17 protein-coding genes are annotated in these 14,644 nt (G+C 63.8%); 7 read left to right on the forward strand and 10 right to left on the reverse strand.

What is annotated here, in order from left to right; all coding sequences use genetic code 11:
• Positions 1-14: 14 nt before the first annotated feature.
• From NKH60_RS23235 to NKH60_RS23255, 5 genes are all read right to left on the reverse strand, one after another.
• Positions 15-1,319, reverse strand: a complete 1,305-nt coding sequence (locus NKH60_RS23235) for a M24 family metallopeptidase (RefSeq protein WP_352539769.1) — start codon at positions 1,317-1,319, stop codon at positions 15-17.
• A gap of 541 nt (positions 1,320-1,860) precedes the next feature.
• On the reverse strand, positions 1,861-2,838 hold the full coding sequence (locus tag NKH60_RS23240) for a GlxA family transcriptional regulator (RefSeq protein ID WP_352458590.1): 978 nt from the start codon (positions 2,836-2,838) through the stop codon (positions 1,861-1,863).
• A gap of 308 nt (positions 2,839-3,146) precedes the next feature.
• Positions 3,147-4,328, reverse strand: a complete 1,182-nt coding sequence (locus NKH60_RS23245; protein ID WP_352458589.1) for a cystathionine gamma-synthase — start codon at positions 4,326-4,328, stop codon at positions 3,147-3,149.
• Positions 4,325-5,749, reverse strand: a complete 1,425-nt coding sequence (locus NKH60_RS23250; RefSeq protein WP_352542812.1) for a pyridoxal-phosphate dependent enzyme — start codon at positions 5,747-5,749, stop codon at positions 4,325-4,327. The genes NKH60_RS23245 and NKH60_RS23250 overlap by 4 nt, the downstream gene beginning before the upstream one ends.
• A 187-nt stretch (positions 5,750-5,936) precedes the next feature.
• A complete protein-coding gene (locus tag NKH60_RS23255; protein ID WP_352614704.1) occupies positions 5,937-6,335 on the reverse strand; it encodes a RidA family protein in 399 nt (132 codons plus the stop codon).
• A 157-nt stretch (positions 6,336-6,492) separates the two neighbouring features.
• Between NKH60_RS23255 and NKH60_RS23260 the strand changes: the two genes are divergently transcribed.
• Both NKH60_RS23260 and NKH60_RS23265 read left to right on the forward strand, forming a co-directional pair.
• Positions 6,493-6,822 carry a hypothetical protein gene (locus tag NKH60_RS23260; protein ID WP_352458586.1) on the forward strand — a complete coding sequence of 110 codons (330 nt, stop codon included), beginning with the start codon at positions 6,493-6,495 and terminating at the stop codon, positions 6,820-6,822.
• On the forward strand, positions 6,819-7,466 hold the full coding sequence (locus NKH60_RS23265; RefSeq protein ID WP_352614702.1) for a cysteine hydrolase family protein: 648 nt from the start codon (positions 6,819-6,821) through the stop codon (positions 7,464-7,466). Before NKH60_RS23260 ends, NKH60_RS23265 begins: the two co-directional genes overlap by 4 nt.
• Positions 7,467-7,546: 80 nt before the next feature.
• Here the strand turns inward: NKH60_RS23265 and NKH60_RS23270 are convergent, their stop codons facing one another.
• The 4 genes from NKH60_RS23270 to NKH60_RS23285 all read right to left on the reverse strand — a co-directional run bounded on the left by NKH60_RS23270 (position 7,547) and on the right by NKH60_RS23285 (position 10,417).
• The gene (locus NKH60_RS23270) at positions 7,547-7,900 is read right to left on the reverse strand and encodes a winged helix-turn-helix transcriptional regulator (RefSeq protein WP_352473975.1); all 354 of its coding nucleotides are present in this window, start codon (positions 7,898-7,900) and stop codon (positions 7,547-7,549) included.
• Between the two features lie 329 nt (positions 7,901-8,229).
• Complete coding sequence (locus tag NKH60_RS23275) at positions 8,230-9,576, reverse strand: FAD/NAD(P)-binding protein (RefSeq protein ID WP_352473976.1); 1,347 nt, start codon at positions 9,574-9,576, stop codon at positions 8,230-8,232.
• Positions 9,577-9,625: 49 nt separating this feature from the next.
• A complete protein-coding gene (locus NKH60_RS23280; protein WP_023675902.1) occupies positions 9,626-10,078 on the reverse strand; it encodes an RrF2 family transcriptional regulator in 453 nt (150 codons plus the stop codon).
• A 147-nt stretch (positions 10,079-10,225) separates the two neighbouring features.
• Positions 10,226-10,417, reverse strand: coding sequence for a hypothetical protein (locus NKH60_RS23285; protein WP_352458582.1), 192 nt, complete (start codon positions 10,415-10,417; stop codon positions 10,226-10,228).
• Positions 10,418-10,756: 339 nt separating this feature from the next.
• Here NKH60_RS23285 and tauA point away from each other — a divergent pair, with 339 nt between their 5' ends.
• The 4 genes from tauA to NKH60_RS23305 all read left to right on the forward strand — a co-directional run bounded on the left by tauA (position 10,757) and on the right by NKH60_RS23305 (position 13,720).
• Positions 10,757-11,770, forward strand: a complete 1,014-nt coding sequence (tauA, locus tag NKH60_RS23290) for a taurine ABC transporter substrate-binding protein (protein ID WP_352614697.1) — start codon at positions 10,757-10,759, stop codon at positions 11,768-11,770.
• A 108-nt stretch (positions 11,771-11,878) separates the two neighbouring features.
• Complete coding sequence (locus NKH60_RS23295; protein WP_352686551.1) at positions 11,879-12,652, forward strand: taurine ABC transporter ATP-binding protein; 774 nt, start codon at positions 11,879-11,881, stop codon at positions 12,650-12,652.
• Positions 12,649-13,512 (forward strand): ABC transporter permease subunit, encoded by an 864-nt coding sequence (locus NKH60_RS23300; protein ID WP_352836176.1) that lies wholly within the window; start codon positions 12,649-12,651, stop codon positions 13,510-13,512. The genes NKH60_RS23295 and NKH60_RS23300 overlap by 4 nt, the downstream gene beginning before the upstream one ends.
• Positions 13,513-13,531: 19 nt before the next feature.
• On the forward strand, positions 13,532-13,720 hold the full coding sequence (locus tag NKH60_RS23305; protein ID WP_352453651.1) for a hypothetical protein: 189 nt from the start codon (positions 13,532-13,534) through the stop codon (positions 13,718-13,720).
• A gap of 59 nt (positions 13,721-13,779) precedes the next feature.
• Here the strand turns inward: NKH60_RS23305 and NKH60_RS23310 are convergent, their stop codons facing one another.
• Positions 13,780-13,965, reverse strand: a complete 186-nt coding sequence (locus NKH60_RS23310) for a hypothetical protein (protein WP_352491244.1) — start codon at positions 13,963-13,965, stop codon at positions 13,780-13,782.
• Between the two features lie 305 nt (positions 13,966-14,270).
• On the opposite strand from NKH60_RS23310, the gene NKH60_RS23315 reads away from it, so the two are divergent.
• Complete coding sequence (locus NKH60_RS23315) at positions 14,271-14,630, forward strand: septal ring lytic transglycosylase RlpA family protein (protein ID WP_352473985.1); 360 nt, start codon at positions 14,271-14,273, stop codon at positions 14,628-14,630.
• The last annotated feature ends 14 nt before the right edge of the window (positions 14,631-14,644 follow it).

The following is a 14,644-nucleotide window of genomic DNA, read 5'->3' on the forward strand; positions in this document are numbered from 1 at the left end:
CTGCCTGTCAGCACTCAAACGTGTCTGTCAAGGAAATCATCCTCATAGGGGAAGCGCGACAGGAGCTCGGTGCCGGTCTCGGTGATCAGGATCTCGTCTTCCAGCTTGACGCCCTCGCGGCCGCCCTTCTCGCCGATATAGCTTTCGACGCTGACCACCATGCCGGGCACGATGAAACCGTCGCGGCCATAGGTCTCGTAGTCCATGGCGTGCGCTATGAACGGCGTTTCGCCATGCATGCCGACGCCGTGCATGACCGAGGTATAACGCTGGTCGACGAAGCGGTCCGGTATCTTCCAGGCCCTTTCGGCAATCTCGCGAAACGCCATGCCCGGCTTGACGACCCCGATATTGTGCTGAACCTGGTCGTGCGCCATGCGGTAGAGCGACTTCTGATAATCCGTCGGCTTGCCCGGTCCGCAACGGAAGGTGCGCGAAAAGTCCGAATAATAGCCGTAGCAGCCGATCGTATCGGTATCGAGCGCCAAGAGTTCGCCCGGCCTGATCTTGCGGCCGCTCGCCTCGTTGAACCACGGATTGGTGCGCTGGCCCGAGGTCAGCAGCCGGGTCTCGATGAACTCGCCGCCTTGCCGGATGACCTCACCATACATGATGGCGAACAGCTCGTTTTCGGAAACGCCAGGTTTGATCGCCTCGCGCACGGCATAGACCGCAGCCTCGGCACCAGCCATCGACACCTGCAGGCATTTTACTTCCTCGGGCGTCTTGACCGCGCGCACCGCCAAAATCTCGCCCTGGCAATCCCGCACCTCGCAGCCGCGCTTTTCGAGCGCCAGTGCCTGCAGATGACTGCAGCGGTCAAGGCCGAGCTTCATCGAGCCGCCGCCATGCACCTTGAGCAATTCGGCGATCTCATCGGCGAACGGGCCGGCGGTCTCGTCGTCGCGGCCTGACACCGACGACCAGACCAGCTTGGACGGACGCGCCTCGTCGATCGTGTCGAGCACCATCGAGACATGGTAGCTCTGCGGATATTCGAACAGCACGATCGGCCCTTCGGTGGGTATGAAGAAATAGCGCGTCGAGTTGCGCAGGAAATAGCCGAACATGTTGCGCGAACCGGTGGCGTAGCGCTGGTTGTAGGGATCGAACAAAACGACGCCGCCATAGCCGGCCTCGCGCATCCAGGCGCGCAGCCTGGCAAGCCGGCCCTTGCGCAGCGCGTCGGCGTCGATGAAGGACGGCTCGGTGTCCGACAGCCACATACCGCCGGCCGGATCCGCCGCCGCCGGATGGCGCATGCGATCCCTAAAGTCGACATCCTCGGTGCTGTCGGGGTCAAAAACGACGATGCTCATGGGTGCCTCCTGGAAGCGGCGAGGATGGGCCATGCGCCGCGTAGAGGCTGTGCGAGATACCGCAGATGTTGTGCGAAATACCGCTTGAAGTCGTTCCGTAGCGTTCTACGGCGCCCCCCTCTGTCCTGCCGGACATCCCCCCTCAAGGGGCAGGGCAATCGCATTTGGATTCTTACGAAGATGGACCCCCACCCTAACCCTCCCCACAAGGGGGAGGGAACGCTGCCGCCCGCCCTTACTTCCCCTTTTGGCGCCGAAAGGCAGGCAATTTGCCGAGGTCAGCGCCAACGGAAGTCTCCCTCCCCCTTGTGGGGAGGGGTTAGGGGTGGGGGTACGTCGTAGAGCGAAAGCCTCGGCTTTCCATCTGCGATAGCCCTGCCTCAAGGGGGGAGATCGGCTCGTCATCGCCGCTTTCGTGAATTTCCACCGTCGCAGGAGGAGCGGAGCATCGAAGCTGCCAATCTCCCCCCTCGTGGGGGAGATGTCCGGCAGGACAGAGGGGGCGCTGTCCCGGGCGCTGTCCCGCCAACGTCCGAAATACCTAATGCCTCCGCATCACCTTCGGCGCATGGCCATGCTCCTCCCGAAACGCCCGCGCAAAACTCGACATCGAGGCGAAGCCGCAGGCCAGCGCCACGTCGCGCACCATCAGCGTCGAATGCGCCAGGAGGTCGGCGGCACGCTTCAGCCGCAGGCGGCGGTAATAGCCGTTGGGCGAGATACTGAGTTCGGAGCGGAAATTGCGTTCGAGCTTATCGGAGGAGATACCAAGTCGCCCCGCCAGTTCCGCCATGCCGAGCCGCTCCTCCACCGCATCCTCCATGATGGCGATGGCCGACAGCACCAGTTCGTTCTGCACGCCGGTCCGCAGCCTGAGCGGCATCAGCTTGCGGTCGACGCTGGAGCGTAGCGGGCTGTGCACAAACCATTCGGCGACGCCGGCGGCCAGTTCGGCGCCATAATCGCCGGTGATGATCTCCAGCATCATGTCGAGGCTGCCGACGCCACCGGCCGAAGTGAAGCGCTTGCGGTCGATGACATAGAGATCGCGCCTCAGCTCGATGTCCGGAAACGCTTCGGTGAAGGCAGCCTGGCTGGTCCAGTGCAAGGTGCAGGCATGACCGTCGAGCAGGCCGGCCCGAGCCAGGAAGAAGGCGGCATCCGCCACCGCGCCGATATGGGCACCGCCGCGCAGGCTTTTGCGGATCCAGCTCACGGCATCCTCGGCGACGAGATGATCGGCGTCACCGCCTGAGCAGACGACGATGCGATCGACCTTCGGCGCGTCATGGGCGGAAAAGCCGGGCTGAATGACGACGCCATTCGAGGCCTCGACGGGGCCTTCGGCGGCGCCGACGATGATCCAGCGGTACCAGTCCCGCTTGGCCAGCACGTTCGCCGCGCGCAGCGGCTCGATCACCGAGCTGAACGCCATCATCGGAAAGCCTGGGAAGACCAGGATGGCGAAGGTGAGCGGGGTATCGCTTGCCGTCGGTTGGTTGCGTTGTCGGTTGTTCATAGCTTCCGGAGCCAGGCAGCAAGGTGGATCAGGAAGCTACAATTCTGCCAGATGGCGCCAAGGTCAACGGAATAGAATGTAAGACACATGGATATGGATGCAGAATAAGCGCCGCTCGTTCGCGATCCTTCACGCCCCCTCTGTCCTGCCGGACATCTCCCCCACAAGCGGGGAGATCGGCAGCTTCGCCGTCCCGTGCGTGTTTCAGCGCAAGATGACGGCCAAATTCCCCCCTCGTGGCCGAGATGCCTGGTAGGGCAGAGGGGGGCACTGTCCTGCCGACGTCTCGCAGGTTCTTGTTGGCGGGCTCAGCTCGCCAGCGCCTGATCCAGATCCGCGATCAGATCGTCGCCATCCTCGATCCCGGCCGACAGCCTTACCAGCGAATCCGAAATCCCGATCTCGGCGCGTTTTTTCGCCGGGATCGAGCCGTGCGTCATCAGCGCCGGGTGCTCGATCAGGCTTTCGACGCCGCCGAGGCTTTCGGCCAGCGTGAACAGTTGCGTATGTTCGAGGAAGCGTTTGGTGCCGGCGAGGTCGCGGTCGAGCTCGACCGTGATCATGCCGCCGAAGGCGTGCATCTGCCGCCTGGCGATGGCGTGCTGCGGGTGGCTGGGCAGGCCGGGATAGATGACACGGCGGATGTCGGGACGGCTTTCCAGCCAGTGCGCGATCTTCTGGCCGTTCGACGAATGACGCTCCATCCTCAGCGCCAGCGTCTTCAGTCCGCGCAGCGCCAGGAAACTGTCGAACGGCCCGGAAATGGCGCCGATGGCGTTCTGCAGAAATTTCAGCCGGTCAGCGAGATCCTTGTTGTCGCCGACCACGGCGACGCCGCCGACCATGTCGGAATGGCCGTTGAGGTATTTTGTCGTCGAATGGACCACGATGTCGATGCCGAGCTCCAGCGGCCGCTGCAGATAGGGGCTGCAGAAAGTGTTGTCGGCGACTGAGAGCACGCCTTTGCGCCTGGCAAGTGCTGCGACGCCTTCGAGGTCGACGACACGCAGCAGCGGGTTGGTCGGCGTCTCGACCCAGAGCATTTTGGTTTCCGGGCGGATCGCCGCCTCGACCGCGGCAAGATCGGTGAAGTCAACGAAGTCGACCTGGAGGTTGGCGGAGCGCTTGCGCACCCGCTCGAGCAGCCGAAACGTGCCGCCATAGATGTCGTCGGTGGCGACGATGTGGGCGCCGGAATCGAGCAGTTCGAAAATAGTGGCGATCGCTGCCAGCCCCGAAGCGAAGGCGAAGGCGGCTGTGCCGCTTTCGAGATCGGCCACAGCGCGTTCGAAGGCGAAGCGGGTCGGGTTCTGGCTGCGGGCATATTCAAAGCCCTTGTGCACGCCCGGGCTCTGCTGACCGTAGGTCGAAGTGGCATAGATCGGTACCATCACCGCGCCCGTCGTCGGGTCGTGGCTCTGGCCGCCATGGATGGTGCGCGTCGAAAAGGCGAGGCGGTTTTTGCCCGATACGGTGGCTTTGACGGTCATCGGGCGCGCCTCAGATGGTTGATCAGGTCAATGCGTGTTATCAGCCCGATGAATTCGTCGCCGTCGAAGACGATGGCGACCTCGTTGCGATCAAACACCGGCAGCAACGCGTCCAGCGTCTGGCTGGCTTGCAGCGTGTGCAGGGTAGAGGTCATGGCCGTACTGACCGGAGCCTTGAAGCGGTCCCAGCGGCTGTCATAGGGGCCTTCGACCTTGGCGAGGATATCGCTTTCGTCGATGATGCCGACGAGCTTGCCCTCGTCCAGCACCGGCAGCTGCGAGACGTCCGAGCGGCGCATACGGCCATAGGCGTTGAGCAGGCTTTCGTCCGGACCGACATACACGGTGTCACCGGTGCGGTGCGAACGCATCACCAGATCGCGCAAATCACCATGCTGCTCCTGCTCGGCAAGGCCCTGCTCGGCCAGCCAGAAGTCGTCGAACACTTTCGACAGGTACTTGTTGCCGCTGTCGCAGACGAAGGTGACGACGCGCTTCGGCACGGTCTGCTCGCGGCAATAGCGGAGCGCTGCCGAAAGCAACGTGCCGGACGACGAGCCGGCGAGGATGCCTTCCTTCGAAAGCAGGTCGCGCACCGCCAGCATGCTCTGCTTGTCGGGGATGGAATAGGCCTTCCTGACCAGCGACAGATCGGCATTGGGCGGGACGAAATCCTCGCCGATGCCTTCGACGGTCCAGCTCCCGGCCTCTATCATCTTGCCGGTCTTGATCAACGGCGCCAGCACCGAGCCGACCGGATCGGCCAAAATCATCTCGGTCTTTGGCGAGACTTTCGCAAAGTAGCGGCCGAGCCCGGTCAGCGTGCCGCCGGACCCGACGCCGACGACAACCGCATCGACGTCGCCTTCGAGCTGTTGGAAGATTTCCGGTCCGGTCGTGGTTTCATGAGCCAGCGGATTGGCCGGGTTGGCAAACTGGTTGGCATAGAAGGCGCCGGGCAGCTCGGCGGCGATCTTTTCGGCCATGTCCTGATAATATTCGGCATGACCCTTGCCGACATCGGAACGCGTCATCCGCACCTCCGCGCCGAGCGCCCGCAAATGCTGGATCTTTTCGCGCGACATCTTGTCGGGGACGACCAGGATGATGCGGTAGCCCTTGGGGATGCCGACCTGGGCGAGACCAAGACCGGTGTTGCCGGCGGTCGCCTCCACAATCGTCCCGCCGCGCTTCAGTTTGCCCTGTTTTTCGGCGGCGGCAATCATCGACAGCGCGATGCGGTCCTTGATCGAGCCGCCGGGATTCTGGCTTTCGAGCTTGATGAACAGCCGGCACTTGCCGATGTCGAATTTGGTCAGCTCGACGACCGGCGTCTGCCCGATCAGGTCGAGAACCGAGGCATAAGGCGGGCGCAGGCGGGACGATGCATCGTCCGATGCCACGATCTTGTGCTTGCTCATGTCAGATGCTCCGTTGCCAGAATGAGCAACCGCCCTGGAAGACGGCAACCTACCGTCTTTTCCAGCCGTTTGCAGTTGGAAAGAAGATAGATCGTGCCAATCCGGCCGCCAGCAGGGGAATGGAATTTCGCGAAAGCTTCGTCGGCCTGCAGGCAGGGGCAAAAGATTTGCAGAACCCGCTTAGGGTTCAGGCGATCGCGGCCTGGGCTTCGATCTCGATCAGAAAATCCGGATTGCCGAGGCCGGCGACGCGCAGCACCTTGATGATCGGCGGCGCGCCACGGTTTGCCCAGAACGCCATCCAGGCGCCGAAGGCCGGCCCTATGTCCAGGTCGCCGGCGATATAGACCGAGAGGCTGACGAGGTCTTCAGGCTTTGCCCCACCGGCTTCCAGCACCTTTGCCAGGTTGGAAAGCGCCTGAGCGGTCTGCGCAGGGAGATCGTCCCTGGCGACGATCCGGCCTTGCGCGTCGACGCCATTCTGGCCGCCGACCAGCACGATGCGCGCGGATGCCGGCAGCGACACGCCTTGTGAATAGGCCGGATTGCTGTGCATGCCCTCGGGGTTCAGCCTTTCGATGGTCACCGCACTTTTTCCTCCTCTTCAGCAAAAATTATCCCGCGGCCGCCCATAGGATCAACGGCAATCGTGCGGGCGTTTCAACGCACCATCTCGTTCGTTGCGGCCGCCGATTCGGCCATGCTACCCGGCGCTGGGCGAACAGCAATACAAGGAACGGCCGATGAAGATTCTTGCCTATGACAATTTCAAGCCCGGCGTCACGCTCGACGATTTGCGGCCTTATCTGCGCGACGAAGTGTCGAATGTCTGGCGGCTCTGGAAGGCGGGGATCGTGCGCGAGAATTATGCGCGCGCCGATATTGGCGGCGTCATCATCGTCTTCGAGCTCGACAGCGTCGCGGAAGCGCGGCGCTACACCGAGGACTTCCCGCTGTCCAAGGCCGGGCTGCTAGAATGGCACTTCATCGCCTTCGACGCGCCATTGCCGCTGGAATTCCTGTTCGATCCGACGGTCGATATCGCCAAGCCATGGGACCGGACTGCGGCATGATCCGGTCGAGCGACGGGATCGAAATCCCGGCCAGCCTGGCTGAGTGGTGCGATCCGCGCCGCACGGCGCTGGTGGTCTACGACATGCAGGTCGGCATCTGCCGGCAGGTGGCCGGCGCCGCGACCATCGTCGAGCGTACCGGCACGGTGCTGGAAGCGGCGCGCGGGGCCGGAATGCGGGTGGCGTTCACGCGCCACCTGTCGCTGCCGCGCAAATGGATGGGCGCGACGCAGCTGCGCACCGCCATGGCCTGGCAGCGGCGCGACAGCCCCGACACGGTCGAGCCGTGGTTCCCGCGCGACGCCGAAGCGACGCGGATCGTGCCCGAGCTGGACCCCCGCGCGGACGAGGCGGTATTCGACAAGCTCACGATGTCGGCCTTCGATTCCACCGCGCTCGGCTTTGCCTTGCGCGATTGCGGCGTGCGCACGATAGCGCTCGCTGGCATCGCCATGGAGATCGGCATCGAGCCGACCGTTCGCCAGGCGACCGACAATGGCTTTGTCTCCGTGGTAATCGAGGATGCCTGTGGCTTCGGCAACCGCGAAGCGCGCGACCGCTCGATGGCGACGCTACGCTTCCTCGGCGAAGCCGTCGTCACCAACGTCGCAAGCTTCTGCAGCGCCCTTGCCGGCGCGGGTTGAGGGCAATCGGCTTGCTGGAGCCATTCACGGTTTCACGCAATTGCGGACGGAAAACCGCTCCGCGCTTTCCCGGAATTGATCTAGGTGGTGGCTGCGCTGTCGGTGCGAAAGCGCACGCCTTCGGCGCGACCGTGCACGCTACCCCAGTCGTAGAGCGCCTGGAGCGCGGCGGCGAGATCTTCACCGCGCCCGGTCAAGGCGTAGCGCCCCTTGCCGTCGGGCGACGTCTGGAGCGTGACGAAGCCGATCTCGACAAGCTCGGCCAGGCGCTGCGTCAGCATCTTGTCCGAGAGTGAGGGAATCAGCCGGCGCAGGTCGGAATAGCGCATCGGCTGTTCCTTGATGCGCGCCAGGATCACCGTCTTCCATTTGCCCCCGAGCGCGTCGAGCGCGAACTCGACCGGACAGCCGTAGAGTCTTCCGCGTTGGGTCATGCGCCATGGTAGGCAAGGCACGGTGACGACGAAAGCAGAATTTGCCCGGCCATCTGGCCAGGGTCGCGGCTCACGGCCTCGCCGACTACAAAATCCATGGAGGAGAACGAAGACGAGCGTGCGCGACATCAATCCGGTCGATGCGAGACGGCCGAAACGTGTGGCGTCATCGCCTGGCTGTCTCGACCACCACAGGCTGCTGGTCGGCTCTGGTGGAGCGAGCTCCCGCACCCCTGGTTCGCCTTCACCGAACGCGGCTATGCGGTCGAGATCTTTTCACCCGGCGACAGCGGTCTTGCATCCGAGATCGCGTCAAGACAGAGGCGGCCTCATCCGAGCAAGCGCTTGCTCAGCCGCGCGCACTGCACGCGAATATCGGGAATGGCGTCGATTTCGAAGAAGGTGCCGCGCGTCAGTGGCCCGACGGCGAGGATATTGGCGAATACCGTGCCGTCGCCGGCGATGACCTCGCAGTTCGCGGTCACGTCGAGGCCGAGGCGCAGCGGATCCGGCCGTGCCAGTCCACGCTCGACCAGCGACCGCACCACGCTGTTCGAGGTGGTCGAGATGTCCCTGGCGATGCCTGTGCAATCATAGATGCGGGTGACGTCGAACCTTTCGAGCTGCTGCGTGTGGCGCGACTGGACCTGTAGGCTGAAGCCGTCGCCGGCGGCGATCTCGACGACGCGGCCGGCGACAAGGCGGATGCGGCCCGCTTGCACCGCCTCGGCAACGCGGGCGTAGACTTCCGGCGCCATGCGATGGCGGTGGATGTCCCACCAGGCCTTGGTGTGCTCGACGAAGCGGCGCTTGGCCGAGGACGGCCAGTTCTGCCAGATCTTCTGGTTGAAGGGTCTCAGACCGTCGACGACGTCGCGCCAGTCGATGCCGGCCTTCTGGTTTTCCCGGATCAGGTCGCGGAACCAGCCGACGAAATAGGAAAGCTGGGTGCCGAGCGGAATGTCGGCAACGTCGAGCTTGATCGGATTGCCCTTGCGATGCGGCGAAGGCAGCAGGCCGCGCCGCGACACCGCGACGATCGCGCCGCGGTGGCCGCGCTGCTCGAGCGACAGGAAGGCATCGACCATGCTCAAGCCGGTGCCCAGCACCAGGACTCGGGCTTCGGGGTCGAGCGCAGTGTCCGCCTCGGATCCCATCCTGATCGCATGCCCCTGCCCCGCCCCCGGCTCTTCGTCGTGGCCGGTGGCGAGCACGGCAAGATGCGCAACCACGCTGGTGCCGTTGGCCAGCGCCACTTCGACGCCTGACGCGGTCGGCGAGATCGACAGGCTCTCCTCGCGGATCAAGCGCAGCCGGCCCGTCTGCTGCTCACGCGCCTCGAGCTCGTCGAGCAACTCCTTGAGATAGCGGGCGTAGACGCTGCGCGGCGCATAGACCGGCGCCTGTTCCGGCGTTGCCAGGCCGCGTTCAAGCAGCCAGCGCGAGAAATTGCCGGGATCGTCGGCATAGGCGCTCATGCCCGACGCGCTGACATTCAGCACATGCGCCGACAGCAGCGTTGAATAGGCCATGCCTTGCCCAAAATGCGGGCGTTTTTCGATCAGGCTGACACGTAGATCGGGATTGGGCGACTTCAGCAGATGAGCGGCAAGCACGACACCGCTGGCGCCGCCGCCGACAATGATGATCGAACTTGGCGTAGCGCGCCCGGTCATGCGCACACCAGCTGTCCTGGCGATCGTCGCCGGCTCAGGAGAGATTGGTTCAGGCCTGGATTTTCAACGCCGCCGAAAAATCCTCGTCGCCGGCGATGTCGCGCATTTCCGCGAGGCTGCGCTGATCCAGCACCTCGGCGATGGCCTGCCGGACCTCCAGCATCAGGTGTCGGACTTGGCATGTCGCCTCGTTGCAGTCTTCGCAGCGCTGATACTGGGTGCGGCTGGCGCAAGGAATGGGGGCAAGCGGCCCGTCGAGCACGCGCACGACGTGGCCGACCTTGATCTCGTCCGCTGGGCGTGCCAGCCGGTAGCCGCCTTCCTTGCCCTTGCGGCTCTGAACGAAACCGGCATTGCGCAATTCGCCAAGGATGGCATCGAGGAACTTCTTCGGAATATTGTTTCCTGTGGCGATGTCGTTGACGAAGGCGAGCTGTCCAACCGGCAGGCGCGCCAGATGGACGAGCGCCTTGAGGCCGTATTTACCTTTTTTCGTGAGCATAACCCGCACGTTTCTCTGTCATGCGATGGCGCAAGGCCACCGGTTGCGAAACGCCTGGCGTGCCTCCCCGCCGCGTCCAAGCTGTCACTACAGATAAATTCTAGTGACATGATATACAAGCCGAGAAACGTTGATTTTGCTTCGTTTTCACGCCGCAATGGCCATTTTGGCCGGGGCTTGTGCTCTTGCGAGCACAGGAGCCACCGCGAATGACACACCGGCAAACTGGCCGGCGGCAGGAATGTCCCGATCGGCGAGAATACCAACAGCAGCTTCTGCCCCTGAATTTGAAGGCCAAAGCATGCCGCGCGCGGCAACAAGGAGGGTGGCGTCGCTCATCGTCCTCTCCAATCCTTCAATGTCGATAAGGATACTAGACTTAACCGCGAACACAGGGAACTTGTTTCCAATTTCTTGGCTATCCACAGTATGGATTTGCCGATGCAGGGGCGAAAACGGGAAAATCCTTGTTGCGCGCAAGGACGACGTGGAAGAGGTTCCCGGGCAAGGACGATAGTTCTCACCCGAGCCGTCACCCAGAAGCGCGCGAACTGCCATAGCCAGATGAATTTTTCTAACAAGACCGCACCGATTGGAAGGATTTAACTCTACAAGAACGATAGAGTTAGATGACTATGAAACGCAATCCGGGTTTTCCTCGTTTCCAAGGAGCGTTTCATGTCCACCATTTCGCGACGTATCGTTCTCTTGTCCTCGGCGGCCTTGGCTGGCGCCGCCTTTCTCGGCCCAGCCGATGCGCAGGACCTCAAGATCACTATCGGCTACCAGACGGTCGTCGAGCCCTCGAAGGTGCCGCAGGCCGACGGCGCCTATGAGAGCGCGACCAAGGCGGCAATCGACTGGCGGAAATTCGATTCCGGCGCCGACGTGATCGCCGCCATCGCTTCCGGATCGGTCGACATTGGCTATGTCGGTTCGAGCCCGCTGGCGGCGGCGGCGAGCCGCGAGCTTCCAATCCAGACAATCTTCATTGTCGGGCTGATCGGCGAATCCGAGGCCCTTGTCGCCCGCAACGGCGCCGGCATCGAGAAGGCCGCCGACCTTGCCGGCAGGAAGGTGGCGGTGCCCTTCGTTTCGACGACGCATTACAGCCTGCTTGCCGCGCTGAAGCATGAGGGTGTCGACCCGAAGTCGATCGATATTCTCAATTTGCGGCCACCGGAGATCGCGGCGGCATGGGCGCGCGGCGACATCGACGCCGCCTATGTCTGGGATCCGGCACTCGGTCAGATCAAGACTTCGGGCAAGGTCGTGCTGGATTCCTCGCAGGTCGCCGCCTGGGGCGCGCCGACCTTCGACGCCTGGATCGTGCGCACCGATTTCGCCGAAAGGAACCCGGAAGCGGTGCGCGACTTCGTCAAGGTGACGGGCGCGGCCTATGCCGAGTTCCTGGCCAAGCCGGACGCCTGGTCGGTGACGTCGCCGCAAGCGGCGAAGATCGCCACGATCACCGGGGCCAAGCTGGAGGACGTGCCGCAACTATTGAGGGGCTATGTCTTCCCGACGCTCGAGGAGCAAGCCTCGGACAAGTTCCTCGGTGGCGGCACGGTCAAAGCGGTCGAGGCGACATCGGCCTTCCTCAAGGAGCAGGGCAAGATCGACGCCGTGCTGCCGGATTATTCGGAATACGTGTCGTCGAAATATGTCAGCGAAGCACTTGCCTCGAACTGACGCCAACGCGCGCGGTTCTCCTTCCCTGACGCCGCGTGCTCCCTGCCCCGAACCGCTTGCGAGGAGCGGCTTCGGGGCAGACAGATTCGGAATATCGGCGAGGTTCCCATGACGCATCTCGTGCTCGACAAGGTCTCGGTCCACTATGACGGTCAGCCGGCGCCGGCGGTCGAAAATGTGTCGATTGAGATCGCCAAGGATGACTTCGTTGTCCTGGTCGGCCGCTCCGGCTGCGGCAAGACCTCGTTGCTCAACGTCGCTGCGGGCCTGGTCGAGCCTGTGCGCGGACGCGCCACGATTGGCGGCCGGCCGATCACGGCGCCAGGCTCTGACCGCGCCGTCGTGTTCCAGAACGACGCGCTGTTTCCGTGGCTGACCGCGCGGGAAAATGTCGCCTTTGCGCTCAGGCTGCGCGGTGTCAGGGCCGCGGAACGGGCGCGGACTGCCGACGACCTTCTGGCGCTGGTGAAACTCGACGGCGCCGGCGACAAGCGCATCTGGGAGCTTTCCGGCGGCATGCGCCAGCGGGTCGGCCTGGCCCGGGCGCTGGCGGCCGAGCCGCAATTCCTGCTGCTCGACGAGCCGCTGGGCGCGCTCGATGCGCTGACACGCGAACGCATGCAGACAACGCTGCTCGATCTGTGGACGGCGAGCCAGGTCGGCGTGCTGATGGTCACGCACGGCATCGAGGAAGCCCTGGTGCTGGCAACCCGTATCATTGTGCTCGCTCCCGGCCCTGGCCGGGTGGTGTGGAGCTTCGAGACCGGCTTCAGCCGGCGCTATGCAGCCGGCGAGGCCATTCGCAGCATCAAGGCCGATCCCGCCTTCGCCGCAGCGCGCGGCGAGCTGACCGACGCGATCTTCGAAGGGGAGGCAGCATGACCGTTACCTCCTATGCCGAGCGGCCGCAGCGCAAGGTCGACGACGGAGCCGACGCGCTGTCGGTGCCATGGTCGCGGCCGCGGCCGAGACGCAGCCGCGTTTCGGCCCGCGTGGTTAGCGCGATCACCATTCTGATGATGCTGGCGGCGTGGACGGCATCGGCCCGCCTGCAATTGGTGTCGCCGGTTTTCCTGCCGTCGCCTGTGGCAGTCTGGAACAAATTTGTCGTCGTCGCCCGTGACGGCTTTGTCGACGCAACGCTGCTCCAGCATATCGCCGCCAGCCTGTGGCGGGTGTTTGCGGCGCTGGTCGCGGCCGTTTTCGTCGGCGTTCCCATCGGGCTGGCTATCGGCATCAGCACGATCGGGCGCGGCATCTTCGATCCGCTGCTCGAATTCCTGCGGCCGATCCCGCCGCTCGCCTATCTGCCGCTGATCATTATCTGGTTCGGCATTGGCGAGCCATCCAAGATCCTGGTAATTGCCATTGCCATGCTGGCGCCGGTTGCGCTGTCGACGGCATCGGGTGTTCGCGGCGTCTCGCAGGAGCGCATCAGTGCAGCGCGCTCGCTTGGCGCCACGCAGCGCCAGGTGATCAGGCACGTCATCCTGCCCAGCGCGCTGCCCTCGATCCTGACGGGGCTGCGCATCGCGCTTGGCGCCGGCTGGTCGACGCTGGTCGCCGCCGAGCTGGTGGCCGCGACGCGCGGGCTCGGATTCATGATCCAGTCCGCTGCCCAGTTCCTCGTCACCGACGTGGTGGTGATGGGCATACTGGTGATCGCTGCCATTGCCTTCGTGCTCGAATTCATCATCCGCAGGATCGAGCGGGTTCTCGTCCCGTGGGCGGGGCGGGAGTAACCGGACCGGAGACGTGACGATGCCCCATTCCACCGCTGTACTGTTTGCGCATTTCGGCCATTGGCTCCGCCTGATCAAGGCCGGAGACAAACAGCCGCCTGACGGCGAACGCAAAACGCCGACGCCGGTCCAGCTGGATGCCGAGCGCAACCGCCTGCCGCCGCGCGACGAAAGTTTCTACTGGGGCTGGCAGTACTGGTCGCGGTGAGCGGCCGCCACGGGTCCGCTGTGTGCTGCTCCGGCGGGCGCCTGAGCATGGACGCCTGCTCAACCGCGCGAACGGTTTGCCCAGGCGAGACCGACCAGGCCGACCAGCACGGTCACGATGCCGGCATAGAGCCATTGCGACTGGCCGGTCATGAAGCTGCCCTGGACCCAACCGATGCCTTGCAATGACCACAGCACGCCGATGGCGAGCACAATCAAGGCCAGCAGATTTTTGATCAATCTCATCGCTAGAACTCCTCTCCAAGTCGATCATCAGCCGCATTCCGGCCGAAATGGAACAGCTAAAAGAAGCAGCCCAATCACGCCAACTTCTACTTAGATGCTAACCTCTGATCCTGCGCAAGACATGCGGAGATCGGTGGAAAGATCATCAAGGAAGCTGTGCCGCGCTGCGGGAAATCTCTGACAAATTGTTTCGCGTCGACTCCAAACGTGTAACATTGCCATGGAACCGACAGATCATTGCCGCATTTGCTGCCTCATTCGTCCCTAACCGCTGCGGGTCTGTCAACGGAGCCAGTCCCCAACACATGAACAAAAGCAACCAGACCGCGCTTGTCGCGGCCACGATCGCGGCTGGCCTGATGGTCGGCGCATCCACTGCCAGCGCCGCCGCTCAGTGCGGCCGTGCGTCCTGGTACTCACTGCATTCCAGAACCGCTTCCGGCGAACGCATGAACCCGTCGGCGCTGACCGCCGCGCATCGCAGCCTGCCGTTCGGCACCAAGCTGAAGGTGACCAATCGCAACAATGGCCGCAGTGTCGTCGTGCGCATCAACGACCGCGGCCCGTTCATCAAGGGGCGGATGCTCGATCTGTCGAAGGGCGCCGCCAGTCAGCTTGGCTTCATCAGCTCGGGTCACACCGCTGTCTGCATGGCACGGGTCTAACGGCCGCCACGGCC

This window comes from Mesorhizobium sp. M1006 (assembly GCF_040318825.1).
Classification (GTDB): Bacteria; Pseudomonadota; Alphaproteobacteria; order Rhizobiales; family Rhizobiaceae; genus Mesorhizobium.

Bases quoted from the DNA above. Each gene is read 5' to 3' on its own strand.
- NKH60_RS23315 (WP_352473985.1), top strand. From the start codon at position 14,271: ATGAACAAAAGCAACCAGACCGCGCTTGTCGCGGCCACGATCGCGGCT.
- NKH60_RS23235 (WP_352539769.1), bottom strand. From the start codon at position 1,319: ATGAGCATCGTCGTTTTTGACCCCGACAGCACCGAGGATGTCGACTTT.
- NKH60_RS23295 (WP_352686551.1), top strand. From the start codon at position 11,879: ATGACGCATCTCGTGCTCGACAAGGTCTCGGTCCACTATGACGGTCAG.
- NKH60_RS23305 (WP_352453651.1), top strand. From the start codon at position 13,532: ATGCCCCATTCCACCGCTGTACTGTTTGCGCATTTCGGCCATTGGCTC.
- NKH60_RS23300 (WP_352836176.1), top strand. From the start codon at position 12,649: ATGACCGTTACCTCCTATGCCGAGCGGCCGCAGCGCAAGGTCGACGAC.
- NKH60_RS23285 (WP_352458582.1), bottom strand. From the start codon at position 10,417: ATGAGCGACGCCACCCTCCTTGTTGCCGCGCGCGGCATGCTTTGGCCT.
- NKH60_RS23280 (WP_023675902.1), bottom strand. From the start codon at position 10,078: ATGCTCACGAAAAAAGGTAAATACGGCCTCAAGGCGCTCGTCCATCTG.
- NKH60_RS23270 (WP_352473975.1), bottom strand. From the start codon at position 7,900: ATGACCCAACGCGGAAGACTCTACGGCTGTCCGGTCGAGTTCGCGCTC.
- NKH60_RS23310 (WP_352491244.1), bottom strand. From the start codon at position 13,965: ATGAGATTGATCAAAAATCTGCTGGCCTTGATTGTGCTCGCCATCGGC.
- tauA (WP_352614697.1), top strand. From the start codon at position 10,757: ATGTCCACCATTTCGCGACGTATCGTTCTCTTGTCCTCGGCGGCCTTG.
- NKH60_RS23275 (WP_352473976.1), bottom strand. From the start codon at position 9,576: ATGACCGGGCGCGCTACGCCAAGTTCGATCATCATTGTCGGCGGCGGC.
- NKH60_RS23250 (WP_352542812.1), bottom strand. From the start codon at position 5,749: ATGAGCAAGCACAAGATCGTGGCATCGGACGATGCATCGTCCCGCCTG.
- NKH60_RS23240 (WP_352458590.1), bottom strand. From the start codon at position 2,838: ATGAACAACCGACAACGCAACCAACCGACGGCAAGCGATACCCCGCTC.
- NKH60_RS23260 (WP_352458586.1), top strand. From the start codon at position 6,493: ATGAAGATTCTTGCCTATGACAATTTCAAGCCCGGCGTCACGCTCGAC.
- NKH60_RS23265 (WP_352614702.1), top strand. From the start codon at position 6,819: ATGATCCGGTCGAGCGACGGGATCGAAATCCCGGCCAGCCTGGCTGAG.
- NKH60_RS23245 (WP_352458589.1), bottom strand. From the start codon at position 4,328: ATGACCGTCAAAGCCACCGTATCGGGCAAAAACCGCCTCGCCTTTTCG.